Source organism: Streptococcus hyovaginalis DSM 12219 (assembly GCF_000420785.1).
GTDB lineage: Bacteria > Bacillota > Bacilli > Lactobacillales > Streptococcaceae > Streptococcus > Streptococcus hyovaginalis.
Map to the genome: position 1 here is coordinate 41,456 of NZ_ATVP01000007.1, position 22,341 is coordinate 63,796.

22 protein-coding genes and 2 pseudogenes are annotated in these 22,341 nt (G+C 35.7%); 17 read left to right on the forward strand and 7 right to left on the reverse strand.

The genetic code is table 11. The features are described 5' to 3' along the window. Window positions 1-145: 145 nt before the first annotated feature. Window positions 146-1,348 (forward strand): IS110 family RNA-guided transposase, encoded by a 1,203-nt coding sequence (locus G574_RS0106200; RefSeq protein ID WP_037590656.1) that lies wholly within the window; start codon window positions 146-148, stop codon window positions 1,346-1,348. A 480-nt stretch (window positions 1,349-1,828) separates the two neighbouring features. On the opposite strand, the gene G574_RS0106205 is transcribed toward G574_RS0106200, so the two are convergent. Genes G574_RS0106205 through G574_RS0106215 form a run of 3 tightly spaced genes read right to left on the reverse strand, consistent with a single transcriptional unit; the run spans window position 1,829 to window position 3,766 of the window. Further along, window positions 1,829-2,872 carry a DUF4097 family beta strand repeat-containing protein gene (locus G574_RS0106205; protein ID WP_029691440.1) on the reverse strand — a complete coding sequence of 348 codons (1,044 nt, stop codon included), beginning with the start codon at window positions 2,870-2,872 and terminating at the stop codon, window positions 1,829-1,831. Next, window positions 2,869-3,453 (reverse strand): DUF1700 domain-containing protein, encoded by a 585-nt coding sequence (locus G574_RS0106210; RefSeq protein ID WP_017769256.1) that lies wholly within the window; start codon window positions 3,451-3,453, stop codon window positions 2,869-2,871. Before G574_RS0106210 ends, G574_RS0106205 begins: the two co-directional genes overlap by 4 nt. Further along, window positions 3,440-3,766, reverse strand: coding sequence for a PadR family transcriptional regulator (locus G574_RS0106215; RefSeq protein ID WP_017769257.1), 327 nt, complete (start codon window positions 3,764-3,766; stop codon window positions 3,440-3,442). The genes G574_RS0106210 and G574_RS0106215 overlap by 14 nt, the downstream gene beginning before the upstream one ends. 236 nt (window positions 3,767-4,002) lie before the next feature. Between G574_RS0106215 and G574_RS0106220 the strand changes: the two genes are divergently transcribed. The 3 genes from G574_RS0106220 (at window position 4,003) to G574_RS0106230 (ending at window position 7,155) form a co-directional block, all read left to right on the forward strand. Further along, on the forward strand, window positions 4,003-4,896 hold the full coding sequence (locus G574_RS0106220; RefSeq protein ID WP_017769258.1) for an ABC transporter ATP-binding protein: 894 nt from the start codon (window positions 4,003-4,005) through the stop codon (window positions 4,894-4,896). After that, window positions 4,893-6,110 (forward strand): ABC transporter permease, encoded by a 1,218-nt coding sequence (locus G574_RS0106225; RefSeq protein ID WP_029691441.1) that lies wholly within the window; start codon window positions 4,893-4,895, stop codon window positions 6,108-6,110. Before G574_RS0106220 ends, G574_RS0106225 begins: the two co-directional genes overlap by 4 nt. A gap of 73 nt (window positions 6,111-6,183) precedes the next feature. Further along, complete coding sequence (locus tag G574_RS0106230) at window positions 6,184-7,155, forward strand: NADPH:quinone reductase (protein WP_029691442.1); 972 nt, start codon at window positions 6,184-6,186, stop codon at window positions 7,153-7,155. Window positions 7,156-7,473: 318 nt separating this feature from the next. Here the strand turns inward: G574_RS0106230 and G574_RS0106235 are convergent, their stop codons facing one another. Beyond that, complete coding sequence (locus G574_RS0106235) at window positions 7,474-8,094, reverse strand: NUDIX hydrolase (RefSeq protein ID WP_029691443.1); 621 nt, start codon at window positions 8,092-8,094, stop codon at window positions 7,474-7,476. A 166-nt stretch (window positions 8,095-8,260) separates the two neighbouring features. Between G574_RS0106235 and G574_RS0106240 the strand changes: the two genes are divergently transcribed. From G574_RS0106240 to G574_RS0106250, 3 genes are read left to right on the forward strand one after another with little or no spacing between them, the layout of a single operon-like run. Further along, window positions 8,261-8,632 (forward strand): cupredoxin domain-containing protein, encoded by a 372-nt coding sequence (locus G574_RS0106240; RefSeq protein ID WP_017769263.1) that lies wholly within the window; start codon window positions 8,261-8,263, stop codon window positions 8,630-8,632. Window positions 8,633-8,647: 15 nt separating this feature from the next. Continuing rightward, window positions 8,648-8,956 (forward strand): cupredoxin domain-containing protein, encoded by a 309-nt coding sequence (locus G574_RS11325; protein WP_029691444.1) that lies wholly within the window; start codon window positions 8,648-8,650, stop codon window positions 8,954-8,956. 11 nt (window positions 8,957-8,967) lie between these two features. Then, window positions 8,968-10,884 (forward strand): copper-translocating P-type ATPase, encoded by a 1,917-nt coding sequence (locus G574_RS0106250; protein ID WP_084677582.1) that lies wholly within the window; start codon window positions 8,968-8,970, stop codon window positions 10,882-10,884. A gap of 162 nt (window positions 10,885-11,046) precedes the next feature. Here G574_RS0106250 and G574_RS10865 read toward each other — a convergent pair whose 3' ends face one another. Then, a complete protein-coding gene (locus G574_RS10865) occupies window positions 11,047-11,469 on the reverse strand; it encodes a hypothetical protein (RefSeq protein WP_156828112.1) in 423 nt (140 codons plus the stop codon). Window positions 11,470-11,645: 176 nt separating this feature from the next. Here G574_RS10865 and G574_RS0106265 point away from each other — a divergent pair, with 176 nt between their 5' ends. The 3 genes and pseudogenes from G574_RS0106265 (at window position 11,646) to G574_RS0106275 (ending at window position 14,060) form a co-directional block, all read left to right on the forward strand. After that, on the forward strand, window positions 11,646-11,978 hold the full coding sequence (locus tag G574_RS0106265) for a LytTR family DNA-binding domain-containing protein (RefSeq protein ID WP_029691446.1): 333 nt from the start codon (window positions 11,646-11,648) through the stop codon (window positions 11,976-11,978). Window positions 11,979-11,995: 17 nt separating this feature from the next. Next, window positions 11,996-12,732, forward strand: a pseudogene (locus tag G574_RS10870) (response regulator transcription factor). Further along, entirely contained in the window at window positions 12,729-14,060 is a 1,332-nt protein-coding gene (locus tag G574_RS0106275) for a sensor histidine kinase (RefSeq protein WP_029691447.1), read from the forward strand. Before G574_RS10870 ends, G574_RS0106275 begins: the two are co-directional and overlap by 4 nt. A gap of 61 nt (window positions 14,061-14,121) precedes the next feature. Here G574_RS0106275 and G574_RS11895 read toward each other — a convergent pair whose 3' ends face one another. Further along, window positions 14,122-14,253, reverse strand: coding sequence for a hypothetical protein (locus G574_RS11895; protein WP_281167084.1), 132 nt, complete (start codon window positions 14,251-14,253; stop codon window positions 14,122-14,124). A gap of 118 nt (window positions 14,254-14,371) precedes the next feature. Beyond that, window positions 14,372-16,525 (reverse strand): peptide cleavage/export ABC transporter, encoded by a 2,154-nt coding sequence (locus G574_RS0106285; RefSeq protein WP_029691448.1) that lies wholly within the window; start codon window positions 16,523-16,525, stop codon window positions 14,372-14,374. Between the two features lie 92 nt (window positions 16,526-16,617). Here G574_RS0106285 and G574_RS10875 point away from each other — a divergent pair. The 7 genes and pseudogenes from G574_RS10875 (at window position 16,618) to G574_RS0106330 (ending at window position 22,340) form a co-directional block, all read left to right on the forward strand. Continuing rightward, a pseudogene (locus G574_RS10875) lies at window positions 16,618-17,406 on the forward strand (ParA family protein). Between the two features lie 59 nt (window positions 17,407-17,465). Then, window positions 17,466-17,690, forward strand: coding sequence for a hypothetical protein (locus G574_RS0106295; RefSeq protein WP_029691449.1), 225 nt, complete (start codon window positions 17,466-17,468; stop codon window positions 17,688-17,690). 1,252 nt (window positions 17,691-18,942) lie between these two features. Further along, window positions 18,943-19,680, forward strand: a complete 738-nt coding sequence (locus G574_RS0106310) for an amino acid transporter (protein ID WP_029691450.1) — start codon at window positions 18,943-18,945, stop codon at window positions 19,678-19,680. A 1-nt stretch (window position 19,681) separates the two neighbouring features. Then, window positions 19,682-20,263 carry a CPBP family intramembrane glutamic endopeptidase gene (locus G574_RS0106315; protein ID WP_029691451.1) on the forward strand — a complete coding sequence of 194 codons (582 nt, stop codon included), beginning with the start codon at window positions 19,682-19,684 and terminating at the stop codon, window positions 20,261-20,263. Between the two features lie 10 nt (window positions 20,264-20,273). Then, window positions 20,274-20,705 carry an Msa family membrane protein gene (locus G574_RS0106320; protein ID WP_029691452.1) on the forward strand — a complete coding sequence of 144 codons (432 nt, stop codon included), beginning with the start codon at window positions 20,274-20,276 and terminating at the stop codon, window positions 20,703-20,705. Continuing rightward, entirely contained in the window at window positions 20,698-21,573 is an 876-nt protein-coding gene (locus G574_RS0106325) for an ABC transporter ATP-binding protein (protein WP_029691453.1), read from the forward strand. Before G574_RS0106320 ends, G574_RS0106325 begins: the two co-directional genes overlap by 8 nt. A gap of 2 nt (window positions 21,574-21,575) precedes the next feature. After that, the gene (locus tag G574_RS0106330) at window positions 21,576-22,340 is read left to right on the forward strand and encodes a hypothetical protein (protein ID WP_029691454.1); all 765 of its coding nucleotides are present in this window, start codon (window positions 21,576-21,578) and stop codon (window positions 22,338-22,340) included. Window position 22,341: the final 1 nt, after the last annotated feature.

Consider the following 22,341-nt stretch of genomic DNA (forward strand, 5'->3'; position numbering starts at 1 on the left):
TCTTTTGACGCTAGACATCGCAACAAAAACTGGCAAGACACCTGTTTTAGGTAGAATGTTATCAAAGTATGTGGGACGCCAGACGTCGAGTATTGAAAATGACATCACTAAAACAAGGAATCATTCAAGACAAAGAGGTAATATCATGCGTGCAGTATTTGGGATTGATGTGAGTAAGGCAAGTTCGGAAGTGGCTATTGTTATCAATAGTGAGAAAATTCATGGTTATTCAATGACCAATGATGCCATAGGGTTTTCTCGCTTGTTGGAAGACTTGAAAACTGTCTCTAATCCTGAGATTGTCTTCGAAGCAACAGGTGTCTATTCTCGTCGTCTTCAAGCTTTTCTGGATAATCATGGCTACGCTTATACACGGCTAAATCCCCTAGAAGCTAAGAAGCAACTAGACAGCTTACGTGTCCGTAAAACAGACAAAATCGACGCTGAAAAATTAGCACAATCTCAATTTCTTCTTAATCGTAAACCAACTGACGTCCAAGAGGACGTCTATCAAGAGTTACGTGATCTAAGTCGCTTCTATCAAAATCTGACTGAAGATATTGTTCGAACTAAGAACCGTCTCCACAAGGCCTTGCAAGTCACTTTCCCAGAGTTGGAAAGCCTCTTGTCCGCACCAACTGGTGAACAATATTGGAATTTGGTCACAGCTTTTCCTTGTAAGGAAATGGTGCTAGAGTTGAGCAGTGATAAATTATTACATGTCATTCGAAACTCGACATCAAAACGTATCTCTGACAAGCGTGTTGCTTATCTAGCTGAGAAGCTGATAGCACTAGCTAATCAATCGTATTGTGCCGTCAAGAAAACCTCTCCAATGCTGGAAGAGGTGCGTTACTATGGAAAAGAATTGCTTCGGCTCTCTGAACAGAGACAAACTGTCCTAGACCAAATGGTGGAACTAGCTCAGCCATTACCTGAATATGACATTCTGCTCTCTATTCCTGGAATAGCTGAAACTACTGCAACAAGCATTATTGGTGAACTGGGAGATATTCGCCGTTTTCAGTCCGCCAATCAAATCAATGCTTTTATCGGCATTGACCTGAGACACTATGAGTCTGGGAACTTCCTTGCCAAGGAACACATCACCAAACGAGGAAATCCTTATGCTAGAAAGATTCTGTTCAAGTGTATTCACAATATCGCTTCAGCTAGTCACACTAATCCTTGTCATATCGCAGACTTCTATGAGAAACGAAAAAGACGATCGCAAACGACTTCTACGAAGCCACATACGATTGCCTCTATACATCGCCTCATCAGGACAATGTATTACCTCATAACGCATAACAAACTTTACGATTACGCTTCAACCCAAAATCGGTAAAACTGTTTATGCTATATCATTGTAACACCTTATCCAAAAAATAACAAAATAAGGTGTTATTTTCGTGTACACTTTTTGACGCTAATTAGAGCAGAAAAATAAGACAATAGCTAAATCCAAGCTATTGTCTTAAAAAATTTTTCGATTAAAAGCTTGATAAGCTTGATAAATGGTAGAAAAAAGACGCAGACAGTACTTGATACTCTTCGAAAATTAAAAGCAGACCGTGTTGACTTGATTTGATGAAGACAGTTCTATCTGCTATCTGTGTCGCCTACTCTGCTGTTAATTTTCATTGAGTATGAGTAGGGGAAGTCGAAAGTAACCATGTCTCAAAGTTAAGTCAAAAGAGTATAAATCAAAATTTCTAAGAGTTTGTTTTATTTATAAAAATCTTACACTTTTAATTTCTCTATCGTTTAGAGGGTTTGTCTATATTCTGAGCTTTCCGAATTTGGGAAGCTTTTTCTTATCGTAACCTTAGTTGATAGAGATAGGACCTTCTTTGCTGTTGATGGTTAAGGTTGCGTTGTTATCTTTTACTTGTTTATTAAAACTATGATTTTCTTGATTCTCATCAGCAGTAATCTGATCTGAACCAGTGATGGCATCAGAAACTTTGAGTTCTTCATTTGTTACTTTTAGATTGAAGTTGGTTGTAGAACGTGTCTTCTCTTCTAGATGAATAGTGATGTCACTATAGTCGCTGGTGATTTCAATGAGATTTTTGAGAGCTAATTGTTTAGCAGTAATGGCATTGCTGTCACCGGATAGGTTGACATTATCTAGCTCAGTATCTGTTAAGGTGAAGGCTCCATTTGCAATTGTAATGGAAGTATTTTGGAGATGGCTTTTATCGACTTCTAGAATTGTAGATTCTCCATCAAGCTGAGCCTCTTTAATTGTAGAATTTGTTAAAGAAAGGTAATCAGATGCATCTAGTTTCAATTGACTGATATTGCTATTGTCCAAGTAGAGAGAATTAGCTGAAAAGTTAGCTTTTGAAATTACTGTGTCATCAGTGTAGATGGATTCAGATGTTAGATCGACCTCTTCGATTGGGAAATTATAGAGATGGGTTGAGCCTGAAACATAGCCTTTTATGCTATCAAATTTAGCATTTTTAGGAACAGATAAGACAACATCATGGCTATCTATGTCTTGATTGTTGAGGTAATACCCTAAAGCTGATAGTAGTCCTGTGACAGTGGTAGTTTCATCAGCTTGGTTGAGAGATAGTTTATCATCATCTTGTTTAACTGTTAATTCTCCTAAAACCTTACGATCAGTGTAGTATGTCAGATGCCATTTGTCATCTTTGGATGGTTCAATAATGAGGTCACGGGTGTTTAGTTTGAGTTCTAAGTGTTTAAAACTGGATAGCTCTTGTTCGACTTTTTTAGCTGCTGTTGCTTCTTTGATGTCTTTTAGACCATCATGGCTATTTCCCCATAAAATAGCTACTGTTCCAAAACCAATAAAGATGAGGGAAAGAATGAAAAGGAATTTATTTGATTTTTTCATGCTGCACTTCCTTTCTTAGTGAAACGACTAATAATAGCTAGGAGGACACGAGTCATTGCTGTTGCTAGTGCTATCAACAGGAGCCAAAGAAGTAAGCCTATTCCTAAGACTAACAGCCCCGTTCCAATCCCTAAAGCCATTGCTGCTAAAGAATTTGGCACCAGTGTGAAGCTTTCCCAAATGAGAACACCTAAAACAGCAATGCCAGCTAGTAGGAGTGAAAGGGCTGCGACAACAAAGGCAAAAATCATAGCAATGAAGGCAAAGATAAGCCCTGCGACTAGAATGATAGCAGGAAGTGCCAAAGGTGCAGCAAAAAGTGCTAGGATGGCAATCCAGAGGATTTTAGCGCGCGATTTTTTGCTATGGTCTGCCTCGCCTTCTTTTTTATCCCAAAGAGCATTGAGAATATCTTGTGCAGCTTCTTTAGGTGTTCCCAGCTCTTCGATAACACGGTCCTCGTTTTCAGGTCCAGCTTCGTCAAAATATTCGGTGAAGTATTCCATAGCTTCTTGGTAATCTTCTTCTGGTAAACGGTGCAGGTAGTTATCTAGCTGCTTTAAGTATTCAGTCCTTGTCATGTCTCAAACTCCCTTCCACAATCCCATCTAGGGTATCTTTATAACTTTTCCATTGTAATTTTAAATAAGTGAGGTGCTCTTTTCCCTCAGTCGTTAGAGCATAGTACTTGCGTTTACGCCCTTGGTGTTCCTGACTGTAGTTAGAGACATAGCCAGCCTGCCCTAGTTTTTTTAAAATGGGGTAGAGAGTGGATTCCTTGATAGCTGCGACCAATTTGATGGTTTGGCTAATCTCATAACCGTAGGAATCCTCTTTTTCTAAAATGGCTAAAATCAAAAATTCAATCAGGGTTGATGATACTGGAAAGTACATGTCATCAGCTCCTTTTGGTATATAAAATTTATATATATAATTATTCTACATATTGATTATAGAATGATTTTATATATATGTCAATATTTTATATATAAAAAAATAATATATTTTTAAAAGATAATTTTCACAAATGTTTTTTAGATTAACTACTATTTATGTTAGAATAGAACTATTAAGAACATTTTGCTGGGTTTATAGCAAAATACGTTAGCCAACATTAGAAAGAGGTAGGGATGATTAGGATTTCACAACTCTCTAAGAGTTATGGGCAGAATGAAGTGCTTAGAGGAATGTCATTTGAAGTACCATCAGGTAGCATTTGTGGCTTGGTTGGAAAAAACGGTGCTGGTAAGACGACGCTCTTTCACTCCATTTTAAATTTTGTAAACTATGATGGAGAGATTCAGCTAGATGGCAATCCATTGACAACAAAAGTTAATAATCGGATTGGTTATTTACCAGAAGAACGCAGTCTCATGCCTAAGTTGACTGTTTTTGAGCAAGTTCGTTATTTGGCTAGTCTCAAGGGAATGTCTCGTAAAGAAGTAAGTAAGAAACTTCCACTTTGGATGGAAAAATTAGAAGTTAAGGGGAAACTAACAGATAAGATTAAAAGCCTTTCAAAAGGAAATCAGCAAAAAATCCAGTTGATTATTACGCTGATTCATGAACCTGATTTGATTATTTTGGATGAGCCTTTTTCTGGTTTGGATCCTGTTAATACGGCTCTTTTGAAAGAGATTATTTTAGCAGAAAAAGATCGCGGAGCGACGATAATCTTTTCAGACCATGTCATGACTAACGTTGAGGAGTTATGCGACTCCTTGGTTATGATTAGCGATGGTGAGGTCGTGCTTAATGGCAGTATTCAAGAGATTCGCGATTCATTTGGTCGCACTCGTCTATTTGTTTCAAATGATGTGCCAAGAGAACGTCTGGAAAATCTAGCCCACGTGGCTTCTATTAGTAAGACTAAGCAAGGTCAGTGGCGCTTGGTTCTAGATGATGAGGCCGCTGGTCCGATGCTGTTTAGAGCTATTAGTGGTGGGCACTATATATCTACATTTGACCAACAGGCACCAACTATTGATGAAATTTTCAAAATGAAAGCAGAGGTGACAGAATGAAACAATTGCTTTTAGTGTGTAAGGAAACCTATTTGCGGCAAGTCAAGTCCTGGGCCTTCCTATTGATGGTTCTCTCACCTTTTCTTTTCCTCTTTTTTTCAGTTGGTATAGGTTATTTGACCGGATCTTCAGCTGCTAATACGGATAAGGTGGCTATTGTGCTATCGGATAATTCTTTAAAGGATAGTTTTAAAGGGATTGATGACACCACCTTGCGTTATGAGACACAAGCAGCAGCCAAAAAGGCTAGAAAAGATGAGAAAATTTCAGGCTACGTGATGGTGGATAGCTCTGCTAGTGTTCTTGAAGCGACTTATCATAGTGACACTAGCTTGTCAGATACGACAAAAGGACAGTTTCTGCAAGCTCTGGGAATCCTGCAAAGTCAATTCAATATGGCTCAAGCCGATTTAAATCCTGATCAAGTAGCAACCTTGGGCCAACAGCCTAAGTTTAAGGAAAACATCAGCAAGACAGGTGACTTAGAGAAAGCTGGAAAATACATCACCTTCTTCGGCTTAACGATGATTATGTATTTTGTCATCATTACCTATGCAAGCTCAACTGCTCAAGAAATAGCGAGTGAAAAAGGGACCAAGATTATGGAAGTGATTTTTTCAAGTGTTCCTGCCAATCTCTATTTTTACGGGCGTATTTTAGGGATTTTTGCGGTTATTACCACACATTTAGGTATCTATGCTTTAGGTGGGGTACTGATCTATCACTTCTTACCGCAATTGGGCATGAGTCAGAATCTTATGGATACGGTTAAGCCAATGCTTGATACGGTAATTGATCATTTGGATTGGAGCATGCTTTTCTTTGCTATCTTCGGCATTTTACTTTACGTTGTTTTGGCGGCTTTGTGTGGGTCTTTGGTCGTTCGTGTGGAGGATGTCAATAAGGCAGTGCAGCCCGTTATTTACATCGTGATTGTTGGTTTTATTGGGGCTATTACCTTGGGACAACAGGGACAAGATAATATCTTGTTAACGATTGGCTCCTACCTACCGTTTATTTCTTCTTTCTTTATGCCTATTAGGTTGATTAATGGCTATGCTGGTAACTGGGAAGCCCTGCTCTCTCTATTGTTCCTAGTTGTGACAGCTGTGGTGGCAACTTTTTATATCGGCAAATCCTATGCAGGACTTATTTTGCAGACAGATGATATCGGTCTTTTAAAGAGCTTAAAACGCGGTTTGAATCATAAATAGGTCACAATGAACTGGTTTTTCCAGTTCATTTTTGTTTGGAAAAGACTATAATAGATCTCAAGGAGGGCTGACGATGAAAGCTGCGTATATCATTGAAACAGGGACAACGGATCGTATTATCTGGGGAGATCTAGCTGATCCCAAGCCAAAAAATGGAGAGCTTCTTATTGAAGTAGAGGCTGTTGCTATCAATGCGGTTGATACCTTTATTCGGTCAGGGATTTACCAAACTCAACTTCCCGCACCTTTTATCCTTGGACGAGATGCTATTGGTCGTGTGGTTGCAGTAGGGGCTGAGGTACAACAATTTCACATTGGAGACCGAGTGTGGACGAATAGTATGGGCTATGATGGGCGTCAAGGTGTGACGAGCCAACTAGCTATTATTCCCGAAAATCGCGCCTTTTTAGCGCCTAAGGGAGTAGATTCTTATCAACTAGTAGGTTCTGTCCATGCGGCGGCTACAGCTTTACTTGTCGTTGAAGAGATGATGCGACTTGAAGCCAGTCAGTGGCTCTTGGTAGAAGGAGCTGCCGGTCATGTTGGGACTAAGTTAGTTCAGGCAGCAAAAGCTAAGGGGGCGACTATTGCCACGACATCTCATCCTAGAGACTTTGACTTGCTGAGAAGATTAGGGGCTAGGGAGTGCTTTTCCTATGCTGATAAGGCTTTAGGTTCACAATTAAGAACACTTAGACCTGACGGCTTTGATCACATCATTGATACATCTGGTAAGAATGCTTTGCAAGATAATCTCGACTTACTGGCACATCATGGAGCGGTTACCATGATTACCAAACCCAAGGAGGCAATCTTTAATCCTCAGACCTTCTATATGCGATCTCAGTCTCTTCGTGGATTTGTCATCAGTCAGGTACCCTTATCTCAGCTACAAAGGGTTGGCGAACAGTTAAACCAAGCCTTTGCTAAAGGAGAGTTGTTGGAAGAGCAGGTGCGTTTGTTACCGATGTCAGAGGCAGCTCTAGGGCATAGGCTCTTGGAAGAAAAGGCTGAAAAGAAGAAATTAGTATTGACAGCATTCTAAAAGGCGACTGTTTGCTCACGCGCCTTTATTTGTAGACAAGTTTTTTGTCTTTTAGTTTGTTCGAGCTAGTTTCAAAATAGCCTACCTAGTATTTAAGTCTGTGATCATATCTTTGTTTCCGAGCGACCACCTAAAAAAGATGCTGACTATCTACTCTAGGAAGGGTAGGGAGTCAGATGCTCTTGATTTCTCACAGGGAAACCTCTTTGTTAGTTTGAACCAAACAGGATGTTATATTTCAACCTCCACCTGTAACAGTAATCCGTCTTATCTTGGCAGACTTGTAACCTTGCTTGTCCCAAAAATATCAGTCGTTCTTTAATCTAACGTGCATTCTTTAATGATTTCGGTGAAACGATGCGTGAACATAGCTGTCATGCCCCAAAGGGGTTCTTGGCCTTGCTCATAAAAAGGAATTTTATTGGCTCTGGAGTCAAAACGGTATTTCTTGCCATTTTTATCCAAACGATCAAGTGGGAAATCAGCGTCAGGTTTTAGTTTTGCTTGTAGGTTATAGTAAGTAGGAGGTGTTTCCATGAGCGAATCAAGTGGAATTGAGAAAACTTTAGCCACTTCACTACTATTCGGTGAAAGGCTCTCTAGGTCAGTAATATCAATCTTGCCGATAAAGCAATGGATTGTGCGCTGGCCTTGAACTAAATAGTCAATCTCCCCAAAAATAGAAATGGCTTCTTTGGGCAAATTTAATTCTTCCTGGGTTTCACGAATAGCAGCGTCTTCAGGACATTCTCCTTGCTCGATTCGTCCTCCTGGAAAGGCTACCTCACCAGGTTGCGAAATTTCCTCACTGCGCACCTCATACAAGATATGCCACGCCCCCTTGATCTTAACCAGAGGCAATAAAACGGCATAAGCTTTTTCCTGTCCCAAAGGTTTGGGGTGATAGGATTTTATAGTTTCTGGTACAGAATTAGACATAAGCAATCCTCCTGTGACTATTGTACTCTATTCTTTAACAAAAAACAAATAACACTAACTAGTATTATAAAAGTGTTGACATTTGTAGATACCAATGGTAGTATTAAGTTATAAATGTATCTACAAATGTAAACAAAGAACTTACAATTAGCTTTAAGAGGTGCTTATGACAAATAGTATTGTTTTTATCTTAGGTGTAGCGATGATTGGTTTTATTGCTTGGTGGTTCTTCGGTAAGCACGAAGTGTCTCAGCAAGAAGCAGTGGTACGGGGGGACCATCAGGAAATTCAGGTTTCTGTTGACGGAGGCTATATTCCACAGACGATTGTGTTAAAAAAAGGCATTCCAGCAACCTTGATTTTCAATCGCAAAGACCCATCGTCTTGTTTGGATCAAGTTGTTTTCTCAGACTTTGGGGTTCATGAAGATCTTCCCATGAAGAAGGATTTTCCGATCACCATTATGCCAAAAGAAGCGGGTGAGTTTGATTTTGCTTGTGGGATGAATATGATACACGGCAAAGTGATTATCAAATAGAAATGAGGTTTTAACATGTTTTTTAAAAAGAAAAATGTCGGAAAAGCAGTTATCAAAGACGGCGTGCAAGAAGTGCGCGTGACTGTTGATGGTGGCTATAAGCCAGATCGCTTGGAACTCTCTGTCGGCGTACCGACTAAGATCATTTTTGATCGTCAAACGGACTCTGCTTGTTTCGATCAAGTTGTTTTTCCAGATTTTGATATAAAAGCCGACCTACCTGTCCATGAGGATTTTGCTATCGAATTGACACCACGGGAAAAAGGGGAATTTGGCTTTTCCTGTGGCATGGATATGTACCACGGCACCCTAGTTGTGAAATAGATTGGAGCCTTATGTCACTTAGAATACGTTTTTGGATCTCATTTATCTGCTCGATACCACTGGTTTTCTTTATGGTTGCCATGTACACCCATATTGTGGATCATACGGTTATCGAGTGGGGGACCTTCTTTTTTACGACGATCATTATGGCTTTTGCTGGCCTGCCTTTTCTAAAAAGTGCTTGGGCGTCTTTTAAAAATCATAATGCCAACATGGATACCTTAGTGGCTTTAGGGACTGGGGTTGCTTATGTTTATAGTGTTTATGCACTCTTTAAAGGGCTGCCGATCTATTTTGAAAGTGCTGGATTTATCATTATGTTTGTACTTTTGGGACAGGTTTTTGAAGAGCGGATGCGTAAAAATGCTTCTCAGGCAGTTGAGAAATTACTGGATTTGCAAGCCAAGTCAGCCAGTGTCCTTAGAAAGGGTGAGTTTGTAGATGTTGCTCTAGAAGATATTGTCATCGACGACTTGATCAAGGTCAAACCAGGCGAAAAAATTGCGGTTGATGGTGTCATTACAGAAGGAAAGACCAGCATTGATGAGTCTATGGTGACCGGTGAAAGCATGCCAGTATCTAAATCTGTCGGCGATACGGTTATCGGCTCAACGATCAATGCTAATGGTACCATTACCTTTAAGGCGACTAAGGTGGGTAAGGATACCATGTTGGCTCAGATTGTAGACTTTGTCAAAAAAGCGCAAGCTAGTCATGCCCCTATTCAAGATGTCACCGACAAAATTTCAGGTATTTTTGTGCCAGTAGTTGTTATCTTGGCTATTTTGACCTTCATGATTTGGTTTGTTTTCCTAAACAGCGGAGCGACACAAGCCATGATTTACGCGGTGTCAGTATTGATCATTGCCTGTCCTTGTGCACTGGGTTTAGCAACCCCAACCGCACTTATGGTTGGCACCGGACGAAGCGCTAAGATGGGTGTCTTGATTAAAAACGGAACGGTTTTGCAAGAATTGCAAATGATCGAGACGGTTGTCTTTGATAAGACAGGTACCATCACGCTTGGAAAACCCAAGGTAACAGATGTGGTGGGAGATGAGCAAGAGGTTCTTGAGCTAGCCGCTGCCCTAGAGGTGTCGTCAGAGCACCCATTGGCCAAGGCTATTTTGACTTATGCAGAGGATAAGGGTGTGACAGCTGGTCCCTTGAAAAACTTCGAAGCCGTTGAAGGACAAGGGGTTAAGGGCCATTATGGTGGTCAGGGTGTTTTCTTGGGAAATCGTCGTCTGCATGAAGGCAGAGAATTTTCTGAGGATTTCAAAGCTCAGATGCAGGACTTGCAGAACCAAGCCAAAACGGTGGTTATCTTAGCCAAAGAAAATCAGGTCATTGGACTCATTGCTATCCAGGATGTGCCCAAAGCCACCTCCAAACGTGCTATTCAAGCCTTGGAAGCTCGCAGACTGAAAACCGTTATGTTAACAGGAGATAACGAGCGCGTAGCGCAAGCCATCGCTGATGAAGTGGGCATTGATCAGGTCATCGCAGAAGTGCTTCCTCAGGAGAAGGCAGATCGAATCAAAGACTTGCAGAAAAACAGCAAGGTCGCCTTTGTCGGAGATGGGATCAATGACGCACCGGCACTTAGTCTAGCCGATGTGGGACTCGCCATGGGGGCTGGTACAGATATTGCCATTGAGTCAGGCGGGGTTGTCTTGATTCAAAACGATTTGCTTGGTGTTGTCAAAGCCTACGATATGAGTAAGAAAACCTTCAACCGTATCTTGCTCAATCTTTTCTGGGCTTCCATTTATAATTTGATTGGTATTCCAATTGCGGCTGGACTCTTCGTCGCTCTTGGTGTGACTCTGAACCCAGAGTTGGCAGGCTTGGCGATGGCCATGAGCTCACTGTCAGTTCTGATTAGCTCTCTATTACTCAATCGCTCCAAACTACCTAAGATATAGTCAAAAAGCTCCGCATTCACTTGTGGAGCTTTTTGTAATGGTTGAGACTTAGTTGATTCTTTCAGAGAGTGATACAGTTGTAGCTGCTCTTCGTTATGTTCCTAAGTATTACCAAAAAGAAAAATCAATTTCTAAGGAGTTTGTCTTCAATCTGAAACACCGTTAGGTGTTGTTTGATAACATTTTTATACTATCTTCTAGATAACTTTGAATTTCAGCATCTGTAGTATTTTGGAGATCGATAACTCCTAAGAAACCAATGTGACTTCTAAAAAATGTAGTGTAATCCATAACTGTAGAGGCGAGGATTAATATTGCTTTAGGTTCATTTTCTCTGATTTTCTTTGAAATCTGAAGTCCGTCCCAACATTTTAGTTGGGGATTGTTTATGATAAAATATGTGTTGTTGAAAGTAGTTTTTTGCTGAGTATAATTTTGTTTTATTTTGAATTTAGTACCAGGATATTTCTTTTTGAGTGATTGTTTTAGGATTTTTGCTAGTGGATGTCTATATCTAAATGGTTGAATCACATAGACAGTACCTTTCATACCTTTCATACCTTTCATACCTTTCATACCTTTCATAATCAATTTTAGCATGATAAATTATTGTCAGCGAATAACTGTCACCAATGGAAGATATTTCATAATGGTTGGTAAGATTTGACCGTTTATTATTGAATAAACACCATTGGTTACATTGAGAGTTTTTTAAAAGACTTCTTTGTTATGATTAGGTTGGTTATAGCAAGGAGGAAATTATGGACTATATTATTGCTAAAAAAGAGACTTTAACAGTTAAAATTCAGTTTTCAGAGATTTTATATATTGGGACAATACCAGAACGTCCTAGGGTTTTACGATTTATTACTGATAATGGAGTTTATGAGGCTTATGGAAAAATCAAGGATTTTGAGGTAAGTTTGGGATTGATTTTTAAACGCTGTCACAGGAAATACTTAGTAAATCTTAAACGTGTAAAAGCTATTGATACAGAAACCAGACAGATTATATTTGATAATAGTGAAGTTGCTTCAATTGAATGTTCACGGAGAAGTTTAACTGATGTTCTTAAAGAGTGGAAGAGTCTATAGATTAAGAGGAGTTTATAATGCTAAATATTTTTGTATTGGAAGATGATTTTTTTCAGCAAACTCGTATTGAGACAGCAATAAAGAAATGTATGGTCGATAATAATCTGAAGTATCGCTATTTGGAGGTATTTGGGAAGCCACAACAGTTATTAGAGGCGATTAAAGAAACAGGAAATCATCAATTTTTCTTTCTAGATATTGAAATCAAAGGAGAAGAAAAAAAGGTATGGAGATTGCACGTGAAATTCGTGAAAAGGATCCGAGTGCTTCAATTGTATTTGTGACGACTCACTCAGAGTTTATGCCAGTGACCTATCGTTATAGAGTATCTGCTTTGGATTTCATTGATAAAGGACTGAATGATCATGATTACCAGGAAGCCGTAACATCAGTTTTGTTGCATGCTGCTAGTAGTGTTAATAAAACAGTAGGGGAAGATTCATTTAGTTTTAAATCTGAGCATTCGCAGGTTCAAGTTCCTTTTTCCGATATTCTATATTTTGAGACTTCTTCAACGATTCACAAGGTCATTTTGACAACTAAAAAAGGGCATATGGAGTTTTATGGTAAAGTATCAGATATTGCTAAAGCAGATAAGCGTCTTTACCAGAGTCACAGAGCTTACGTTGTAAATCCAGAAAACGTTGTTCGTATTGATAAAGCAAATCATATTGTTTATTTTGAAAATGATGAATCATGCTTTGTGTCAAGATTGAAACTGAAAGGATTGATTGAAAAGGTGGATAATAAATGACTCTAGAGTATGAAGGAATATTTTTAGTTGGATGGATATTTAGAATAGTAATTTTATCCTATATTGCTAATCAAAAAATAAACTTATATTATTTTTTACTTCCGTTTCTTTTTCTAGGAATTTATATCATAAATTATGATATTGTTTTTTGGGGCGAGATTTTATTCCTACCTTTATCATTAATTTTGTTTAAAAAAAGATTTAATTGGAATTGGTATCAATACATTTTTTATAGTTTTTTTCCATTTGTAATTTTTGAAATCTTTTCCAATTTTGCTAATCTATATGATCGTTTTTTATTTAGAATGTCTGATAATCAATGGTATGAATTTTTCTGGTCTGCTTGGATTGATTATGGTATTGGATTTTTACTTTGCTTTGGTTTCTTTAAACTATTAATGATAGATTTCAAGGATTTTGGGGAACAATTGAATAAACAAATGAATATGAAAAAGATATTATATGTTTTCAATTATTCTCTTTTGATTTATGTGTTATTAGTTTATTTGCTTGATAATTTTAGATTTCTGAGTGAATGGGGCTATATTGATAGTACCTTAGATTTTGGCTACATACGAAGACATATTGTTATCTTGTATCTCATTTTTATGATTGGGATAATTTTTAAAATGAATGAGCGAGTAAAGAAAAATAAAGAAAAGGAGCTTCAAGAAAGTAAAGATAGCCAGCTAAAAAATATTGTTTTATATAGTCATCATGTAGAGTCACTATATAAGGAAATTAGAAGTTTTCGGCATGACTATACTAATATTTTAGTTAGTTTTCATGAAGCAATAAAAAGTAAAGATATTAATGCAATCGAGGAGTTGTATCTATCTATTTTAGATGGTTCAGATAAGAAATTCTACGAAAGCAAATATGATATTGCAGATTTATCAAATTTAGAAAATAGTTCAATAAAGAGTCTAGTTTCGGCAAAGTTGATTGAAGCACAAAATAGAGGAATTGATATATCAGTAGAAATAGCTGAACCTATTGGGTCTCCGCAAATAGATTTAGTTGATTTTATTACGATATTATCTATATTTTTAGATAACGCAATAGAGGCAACAGTTGATGCAGAAGTCCCACGGATACACTTTACATATTTTCAAGATAAGGATGCAATTATTTTAGTTATCCAAAATAGTACAGTTACTCGTAAGATTAACACTAAAAATATTTTCCAATATGGAGTATCAACAAAAGGAGACGGACGAGGAATAGGTCTTTCTAATGTGAAAAAGATATTATCAAAATATCCAAAAGTAACTCTAGATACAACAAGTATCAATCATGAATTCACACAGGAATTAAAGATTGTATGATGGTCACCTACTATGAAAAGCTCAAGCATGTCCTGATGCTTGAGCTTTTTATCATCAATTTTTAGAATCTAGGTTTCTTTTTTTTGGCAGTCAAAGGTTGAACAATTCCTCCATTGCCTCCAATAACTGCCTTGAGTTGTGCTGAATTCAGTACTTGGAAATTTTTAGCGAAGTCTTTGATTGAAGTTGTCATTTGAGCATCTCTCCTTATTGCTTTGATTTATTTTTGATAAATTAATTATACAAAGGAGATGTCTCTTTTTTAGAAGGATGTAATAAATGGTAGAAAAAATATAACGAATGGGAGTTTTTTAGTTTTTAGCGCTAATTAATTGAGAATAGTATCCATTATTTTGTATCAGATTAGGGTGTGTTCCGTCTTCAATAATTTCTCCATTTTTCAAAATGAAGATATAATCTGATTGGGCAGCAATGCTTAATCTATGAGCGATGAAGATAATGGTTTTATCCGTGAGTTTTAATAAATTATTAATAACTTTTTGCTCAGTAAGAACATCGAGACTACTAGTAGATTCATCTAAAATCATTACGGGAGAATCTATTAGTAGAGCTCGAGCTAGTGCGAGGCGTTGTTTTTGTCCTCCGGATAAGGTTGAACCGTCAGTAAGTTCAGTTTGGAACTGAAGAGGCATGTTCAGGATATCGTTTAGAATCTCGGCTATTTGACAGGCTATAATGATTTTTTCTTCACTGATGTCATTTGAACCTAGGGTAAGATTATCAAGGATAGAGCCGCTAAATATATAGGGCTGCTGAGGGAGATAGTTTATATGTTTCCTTACTTCTCTTTTATCGATGTTTGCCAGATTTTCTCCAGAGATTAATATCGTACCTGAAGTTGGTTCAAAAAATCGAACAATCAGTTTAGCTAGAGTAGTTTTACCAGACCCGCTCTCACCAATAAAACAAACTTTTTTACCAGGATATATAGTAAGATTTATATTTTTAAGTGTAGGGGAGTTAAATCCATATTGATAAGATAGATTATGAATTTTGATGAAATCAGATTCTATATCTTTTAATTTTTTACCTATCTTTGGTTTATGTTCAGATTCTACCAGATAAACTTCGTTTAACCGATTATTTGCGACTTTAGCAGCTTGTAATTTAGTTTGTAAATTGATGATATTTTCTAAAGGAGTAATAAAATAGATAAGCAGAGTAGTATAGGTGATCAGTTGACCAACAGATAATTTGTGTGAGATGACTAATTTAGAGCCAATCCATAAGATTAGTAGATTTAGCAGCAATTGGACAACTTGCTTGAGGGCTTGTTGTATTGCTTCAAAACGGCTCAGTTTAAGGGATTTAGTAAGATATTTAGAGAACATCTTATCAAGATGCTGAAAACGAATAGCTTCTGCAGATAATGATTTTATTGACTCTATCCCATTGATATCTTCAATAAGTAGAGAATTTAATTTTGCGTTTTCATGCATGACCTCATTATTCATTTTGCTAAAAATAGGTATGAAGATAAAGATAATAAGGGCATAGATTGGTATTACTCCAAGGGTAATTAAGAATAAAAGTTGGTTCTGGAACAACATTACACCCCCTATAGTGAATACTATCGTAGCATCTAGAAAAATAGATAGAAGGGTGCTTGCAAGAGCATCTATGATGGTTGTTGCATCTGTAAATCTAGAAATAATCTCACCAGTTCTTCTAGTAGAAAAGAAGCTTAAAGGCAAATCAAATATGTGTTTCAGGTAATCTAAAAATAATTCTGAAGTTAGGTGAAGATTTAGTTTCTCTAAAAGATAGGTTTTGATGTAGAAGAATATTTGCTGAGCTATATAAGAAACAACCAACCCTAGGGTAATGATGTTTAGAGAGGAGTACTTTTGTTTAGGCATATAAGCATCTAAAACTTCTTGAAGGTAATAAGAACCTAGGATGCTGATAGTTGTAATTAGAATACTCAGTAGGATAATCTTATTAATTAGTGTAGTGTAGTTTCTAAATTTTGGGATGAAGTCTATTAAACTATGCTTTTTTTCTTTGTGAATTTGATAGTTGTTTCCTGGAGCAATAAAAATAGTTGTTCCAGTCCACTCGGAAGCGAAAATTTCTTGCGACAATTTCGTAATTTTTACAGACGGATCAGGGTCACCTATGATTATTTTATTTTTAGAGACTCCATAGACAACGTAATAATGAGGAATCTTTTGTTGTTTATTAACATGGACAATAAAAGGAAAAGGAATACTATCCATTTTAAATAAGGAGATATCAGCTTGTACAGCGTGTGTTTCAAAGCCTAACTTCTCTGCAGCTGTAATGATACCAAGGGCGGTAGTTCCTTCCATGTTAGTTTGGGCTAATTGTCTAAGGTAAGCAAGAGAATAGTAAGAACCATAGTGTTGGATAATACTAGAAAGAGCCGCACCACCGCAATCTCTCATATCTATTTGAGGGACATAACTATATTTTTTAAACATTTTTTCTCCAAACGACTGATATAATATAATACATTATATTATATTATATTGCAATATATTGTGGTATAATGCATTTGACGAAAGGAGAAATCATGAAAATTATTACGGTCAATATTAATAAGGGAGGAACAGGCAAATCAACTTTCTCCTACAATTTTTCTAAGTGACTTTCTAGGATAAAGGGACAGAAAGTACTGCTAATTGATGGAGATTCATCGTGTAATTTAAGCTATTCATTTAACCATAAGAGTAGCAAGACCATCTTTGATATTTTTAAAAATGGCGAGTTTGAGATTCTAAACATAGATAAAAATTTAGATTTCATTAATGGTTCGAGTCGGCTCACTGATGATGTATTGGACTTACGCAAACGTCAGAACAATTGTCTAATCATGTTTATGTGGATTGCAGATAACATTGAGAACTTAACTGATTATGATTATATAGTTATCGATACTCATAATGATTCGAGTTTGGTGACATCTAATTTCATTGCAGCTGCAGACTTAGTTTTAGGGATATCAGAGCCGTCACGTAATGGTTATAGAGCCTGGTTAGAGTTACAAAATACGATAGAGAATTTAAAAAATGAAGTTGTAGATATTATAACTAGAAAGTCCTATATCCAAGCAGAGGCATACTTAATTGGTAATAAGATTGAACACATAGGGAATACTTCTAAAGAATTTTTAGAGACTATTGTAGAAGATGAACGCTTTTTAGGATATTTACCTAAAAAAGAGTTGTTGGCTAAAAGTTTATTGTTAGATAAGGATATATTCGAGCAGCAAGAAAATATGTCTGGTTCAGAGAAAACAAGAAATAAACAATTTTTCAAAAGTATCGAAGATTTGTTTAATAAGATAGAAAATACAATATAATACATTGCAATATATTGTATTATAATTTATTATACATAACTTTATAAAAGGGGAAATAAATGGATAACAGATTTACAAATTTCAATAAAGCTAAAGAAGAGGTAAAGGAGTCGGACTATAAAACAGAGGTAGTTATAGAAGAAGAGAAGAAAAAGACATATTCCTTTACTTTATTGCCGTCTGAAAGGCAGATGCTCAAGGAACTTGCCAATCAGTCGAGTATTAGAGTATCAGATTCACAATTTTTAGGAAGTATTATCAGAGAAAAGTATAATGAGAGATAACGTTAATTAGTTTACTTTCATTGATTCAAGAGGAAGTTATTTTTTGAAGCAGAGTTATTAGTTTCAAAAAATAACTTCTTTTTTATTTGAAAAGGGTAAAAAATGTAATGAACGGTTTTGTAAAGTTACGTTCGTTATCAAAAATAGTCCATTTATTAGATTTATCATTTCTTTTTTAGAATTAGGGATATACTGTTTTGTGTAAGGACGAGGCAAAACAAAACCGAGTCAGAATAAATGATTAACGAAAGGGAAATGATATGTTTAAATTCAATTTGATTCAACCTAAAATCGGATTTGGAAAACGTAAACGACGTAATAATTTCATTAATCGAGTAGTTAATTAAATATTAAGGAGAGGCGCAATGCTAAGACAAATTATTTATAGAATTCATCCCAGGGATGGGTGTTAATTATAAGAACCTTTAAAAAAATAATAGAATCAGAGAGGAAAGACAGAAGTTATGAATCGTAGATTACCAACACATCAAAATATTTGGTCTTCACCAGAAGACATTACCAATCGAATCAAGAAACCTAGGTTTCCTTGGAAATATTGAAGATAAGACAAACGGAGTATACTCGTTAAGTATAGTCTTTTGAATTAACTTTGATACATCGTCACTTTCGACTTGCCGTACTCAAGTACTGTCCGCGTCTCAGTTACTTGTCTGAAAGTTAATTCATTTGACTATATCACTATAAAACGGTCGCCACACATTGTAATCATAGGAGGAAGAAATATGCCAAAACGCACTAAGAAAGTACAAAAACGCAACACAGTTAAAGTTGGCCCAGTATCAGTAACATACCGTAACGGTCGTCGCAGCATCTAATCAATCAAGGAGAAAGTCACATGTCAAAGAAAACAGTAAAAACAAAACGCAATACAGTTAAAGTTGGCCCAGTATCAGTAACATACCGTAACGGTCGTCGTAGCATCTAATCACTCAAGGAGAAAGTCACATGTCAAAGAAAACAGTAAAAACAAAACGCAACACAGTTAAAGTTGGCCCAGTATCAGTAACATATCGTAACGGTCGTCGCAGCATCTAATTTATTACGAGAGAATCAGATATACAGTAAAATCAAAACATAATACGTTGAAACTTGGATCAATCAAGTTTACTATTACACAATGTAAGTATGCATTTCTCTAGAAATTATTGATAGTTTTAACTATCAATAAGATGGGGATTATCAATATATAATCCCTAGCTTATTGGTTATTAAAAATTAGGAGAAAAATTTTATGTTAAAATCAGTGTTTAAAACAATTTTCAGTAGAAGAGATACAAAAATATTTTTATCATTTTGCTTTCTTCCTATTATTGTTCCATTCTTATCTGGAAATTTAGAAGCCTTAGATGTTGAATACACGAAAAGTTTTCTATCATTTTTAGAGACAACTTTACTAACTCAATATCGTTTAACTTTGCCAGTATTGATTTTTTCAATTGTAATTTCCTCTACCTTTAGAGATGAAATTGATAGTGGAATTATGTTCTTATATAAGGATATTCAACGATCTAAAATCTTTAACTCTAAAATATTTGGTCTTACACTAATTTATGGAATATATTTATTAAGTACTTTATTAATAACATTGATTACTTACTATGGTTTGATGTTGCCTAAATTTGGAGTAAGTATGAATTTGTTTCCTAATGTGCATTTGGTGTTTGAACAGTCGTTCTTGACTATACTAGCTACTATTTTATTGAATCTAATTACTATTGTGATTGTAGTAATGGTGTCTGTGAGATCTAAAACATTGGCAGCAGTTTTATCTGGAGTATTCTTTGTATTGTTTACTGTAACAGGTACTCTTCTAGTTGGTATCAAATACTTAGTTCCTCTAACATATTCTAATTTCGTCTCTTCAAGTGGATTTGTAACATCTTTATTGCTCATTCTAATTATATCTACAATTTATTACTTAGTATGCTATTTTATAGCTAAAAATAGATTTAAGAAGGTTGAGTTTTAAAATGATTAAGAAAATTGAATATAAGTCTTTAGTTATCAGTTTAGGGCTAATTGTTATAGCTTCATTATGTTATGCATTAGGAACATCTATATTGTTTATAGCATCGTTTAGTAGCATAGAAAATATGTACTTGGCATCTTTAATAACTTTTATGATACTTGGATTTATAGTACTACCGTATACTATATCACGTAATCATCTAAGAGAAGAAAAGTACCATGAAGTAACTTTTGATTTTAAACAATACGTTGTAATTGCAATTATCATTTTTATGGTCAATCATTTCTTTATCCAAAGCGATGAGTACTTTCATCAGATGATTATTTCAATGTGTGAAGAGTTCTTATTCAGATATGTCATCTATCGAATGCTTCGTAGAGACTATAACTATATTGTTGCGATATTATTAACATCCATACTATTTGGTTTTATTCTACATATGGATTATCCTATTATGGATAATTTGTTGATTAGGACTCCGCTAGGAATTCTATTCTCAATATTTGCAACAAAGTTCGGTTTACAGTATGCCATAGCTGGTCACTGGTTATATAATTTAATAGTTTCAAAAATACTATTTTAAGGAGAACGTTATGCTATTTATTTTTTTTAACTTACTTTTCTATTTACTTTTAATTGCAATTAGTACCAGTTTTTTGAATTCTTTTACAGTACCGGTATTTTTGGGATTGTTATATTTATTGCCAGTTTGTATCAATATATTGTTTACTAAAATTCAAAAAAATAAAACATATAAATTGATTTCTAGCCTTTTATTTCCAACATTTTCACTCTTATCATACTTCTTATTTGCTTATATCACATCAAAATCGGGAGTATGGTTAGAATTTATCAATATGAATACCCTATCTAATGGAGATATTAGTGTTGATATAGCTAAAAATCTATTTAGTTCATCACAAGTATCATTTGTTGTATTAGTTTATTATGCTTCCTCTATCGCATATTACTTATTTACGAATACTGCTAAGAAAAAAGAAAATAAAGGTGTTAAATATGCTTAAAATCAAGAAAATTTCAAAACAATTTAAAGGAAATGATTTCTACTCTCTTCAAGACGTTAGCATGGAGATTAATAAGGGTGAGATTGTTGGATTAATTGGCAAAAACGGTGCTGGAAAATCTACCTTGATGAAAATGATGGCAAAATCCTTAAAACCTACCTCAGGGGTTATTACATATAATGGAGTTGATATTAACAGTCAGGATAATATCTTGATAGACTTTGGAATTATGATTGATCCGGTCTTTTATCCAGAAATGAGTGTTGTCGATAATTTGAAATTTTATTTAAAGCTACACGGGAAAGAAGAGCTATATCCTAATATTGAATCAACATTGAAATTAGTTGAACTTTGGAATGCTAGGAATCGTAAACCTAAAGGATTTTCATTTGGGATGAAACAACGAACAGCATTAGCAATTGCTATGGTTGCAGAGCCAGATTTCCTAATATTAGATGAGCCATTTGTTGGTCTTGATCCAATCGGTGTTCAAAAGTTGATTGATATTCTCAAGAAATGGTCTAGTGAACGTCAGATTTCAATGTTGATTTCTAGCCACCAATTAGGAGAATTGGAGGCATTGTGTAGTAGATATGTTTATATTGAAGGCGGTAAATTAGCCGATTCATTCGAAGGTTCTGAGCATCCAAGTGTAGTAGTCCATTTAGATAGTACTAAAAATATGGAGATCCTCAATCCTCTGTTGAGTGATACAATCAATTTGACTGATAATTTACTAGATATTTCAACAGGAACAACGTCGGAAGATTTAAATAAGATTTTTGGAGTATTGGGAGAACAGGAATTAATTTTTAAAATTGAAGTCAAAGAAAATCACTTGAAGGAAATTTTTAATAAGGGGGCGTAGTTATGAAACAAATTTTTCAAGCCGTCTTTAGCTCTGTTTGGAAGCGGAAAGAGGTAAAAGTTTATCTATCATTTACTCTATTTTCGCTAGTATATTTAGTAGGTTCATTTTTTGGGAACTCCAATTTTATGCAGATTGAAACACTCGATAGCTATAAAATTAGTGGGATTGATTTTATAGATATGATGATGAGTTCGGTAGATGGCTTTATTCTACCAACTTTAGCAATTTATTTTTTGACAATATCTGTCTTCAAAAGAGAGCTAGATGAGCACACTATGTTTTTATATCGAGATTTGAGTCGGACTAAAACATTTTTTGCTAAGTATGTTAGTTTAATTTTAATCGTGGTAATTTTTCACCTCTTATTTGCTATGATGTCTGCGGTAGTTTATTATACAAGAGTAGTGCATCTGCCGTTTGCTTCATCTAGTTTCCTTGCTGGTACTATTACTATCACGCTTAAAAGTGTGTTAAGCTTGTTAGGGTTTCTTATGAAGGATATCTTTTCTGTAACTATAGCCAGTGTCATTTGTCTATACTGTAGTACAGGAGCTACCATGGTAACCGCTGTAGTATTGACCATTACTATGATGATTACCCCAATTATTGGAGGACCAGTAGCGCTGCTCTTTCCAAATGGATATCTTGAGTTAGGTAATGACAATATGCCATTAGCAATTCTGGGAACAATCGTAACGACTTGTCTGTATTCCATTATTTTTACAAAAGTTGGAGCAAAAAAATTTAAAAGTTTGGAGTTCTAAC

Bases quoted from the DNA above. Each gene is read 5' to 3' on its own strand.
- G574_RS0106200 (WP_037590656.1), top strand. From the start codon at position 146: ATGCGTGCAGTATTTGGGATTGATGTGAGTAAGGCAAGTTCGGAAGTG.
- G574_RS0106205 (WP_029691440.1), bottom strand. From the start codon at position 2,872: ATGAAAAAATCAAATAAATTCCTTTTCATTCTTTCCCTCATCTTTATT.
- G574_RS0106210 (WP_017769256.1), bottom strand. From the start codon at position 3,453: ATGACAAGGACTGAATACTTAAAGCAGCTAGATAACTACCTGCACCGT.
- G574_RS0106215 (WP_017769257.1), bottom strand. From the start codon at position 3,766: ATGTACTTTCCAGTATCATCAACCCTGATTGAATTTTTGATTTTAGCC.
- G574_RS0106220 (WP_017769258.1), top strand. From the start codon at position 4,003: ATGATTAGGATTTCACAACTCTCTAAGAGTTATGGGCAGAATGAAGTG.
- G574_RS0106225 (WP_029691441.1), top strand. From the start codon at position 4,893: ATGAAACAATTGCTTTTAGTGTGTAAGGAAACCTATTTGCGGCAAGTC.
- G574_RS0106230 (WP_029691442.1), top strand. From the start codon at position 6,184: ATGAAAGCTGCGTATATCATTGAAACAGGGACAACGGATCGTATTATC.
- G574_RS0106235 (WP_029691443.1), bottom strand. From the start codon at position 8,094: ATGTCTAATTCTGTACCAGAAACTATAAAATCCTATCACCCCAAACCT.
- G574_RS0106240 (WP_017769263.1), top strand. From the start codon at position 8,261: ATGACAAATAGTATTGTTTTTATCTTAGGTGTAGCGATGATTGGTTTT.
- G574_RS11325 (WP_029691444.1), top strand. From the start codon at position 8,648: ATGTTTTTTAAAAAGAAAAATGTCGGAAAAGCAGTTATCAAAGACGGC.
- G574_RS0106250 (WP_084677582.1), top strand. From the start codon at position 8,968: ATGTCACTTAGAATACGTTTTTGGATCTCATTTATCTGCTCGATACCA.
- G574_RS10865 (WP_156828112.1), bottom strand. From the start codon at position 11,469: ATGAAAGGTATGAAAGGTATGAAAGGTATGAAAGGTATGAAAGGTACT.
- G574_RS0106265 (WP_029691446.1), top strand. From the start codon at position 11,646: ATGGACTATATTATTGCTAAAAAAGAGACTTTAACAGTTAAAATTCAG.
- G574_RS0106275 (WP_029691447.1), top strand. From the start codon at position 12,729: ATGACTCTAGAGTATGAAGGAATATTTTTAGTTGGATGGATATTTAGA.
- G574_RS11895 (WP_281167084.1), bottom strand. From the start codon at position 14,253: ATGACAACTTCAATCAAAGACTTCGCTAAAAATTTCCAAGTACTGAAT.
- G574_RS0106285 (WP_029691448.1), bottom strand. From the start codon at position 16,525: ATGTTTAAAAAATATAGTTATGTCCCTCAAATAGATATGAGAGATTGC.
- G574_RS0106295 (WP_029691449.1), top strand. From the start codon at position 17,466: ATGGATAACAGATTTACAAATTTCAATAAAGCTAAAGAAGAGGTAAAG.
- G574_RS0106310 (WP_029691450.1), top strand. From the start codon at position 18,943: ATGTTAAAATCAGTGTTTAAAACAATTTTCAGTAGAAGAGATACAAAA.
- G574_RS0106315 (WP_029691451.1), top strand. From the start codon at position 19,682: ATGATTAAGAAAATTGAATATAAGTCTTTAGTTATCAGTTTAGGGCTA.
- G574_RS0106320 (WP_029691452.1), top strand. From the start codon at position 20,274: ATGCTATTTATTTTTTTTAACTTACTTTTCTATTTACTTTTAATTGCA.
- G574_RS0106325 (WP_029691453.1), top strand. From the start codon at position 20,698: ATGCTTAAAATCAAGAAAATTTCAAAACAATTTAAAGGAAATGATTTC.
- G574_RS0106330 (WP_029691454.1), top strand. From the start codon at position 21,576: ATGAAACAAATTTTTCAAGCCGTCTTTAGCTCTGTTTGGAAGCGGAAA.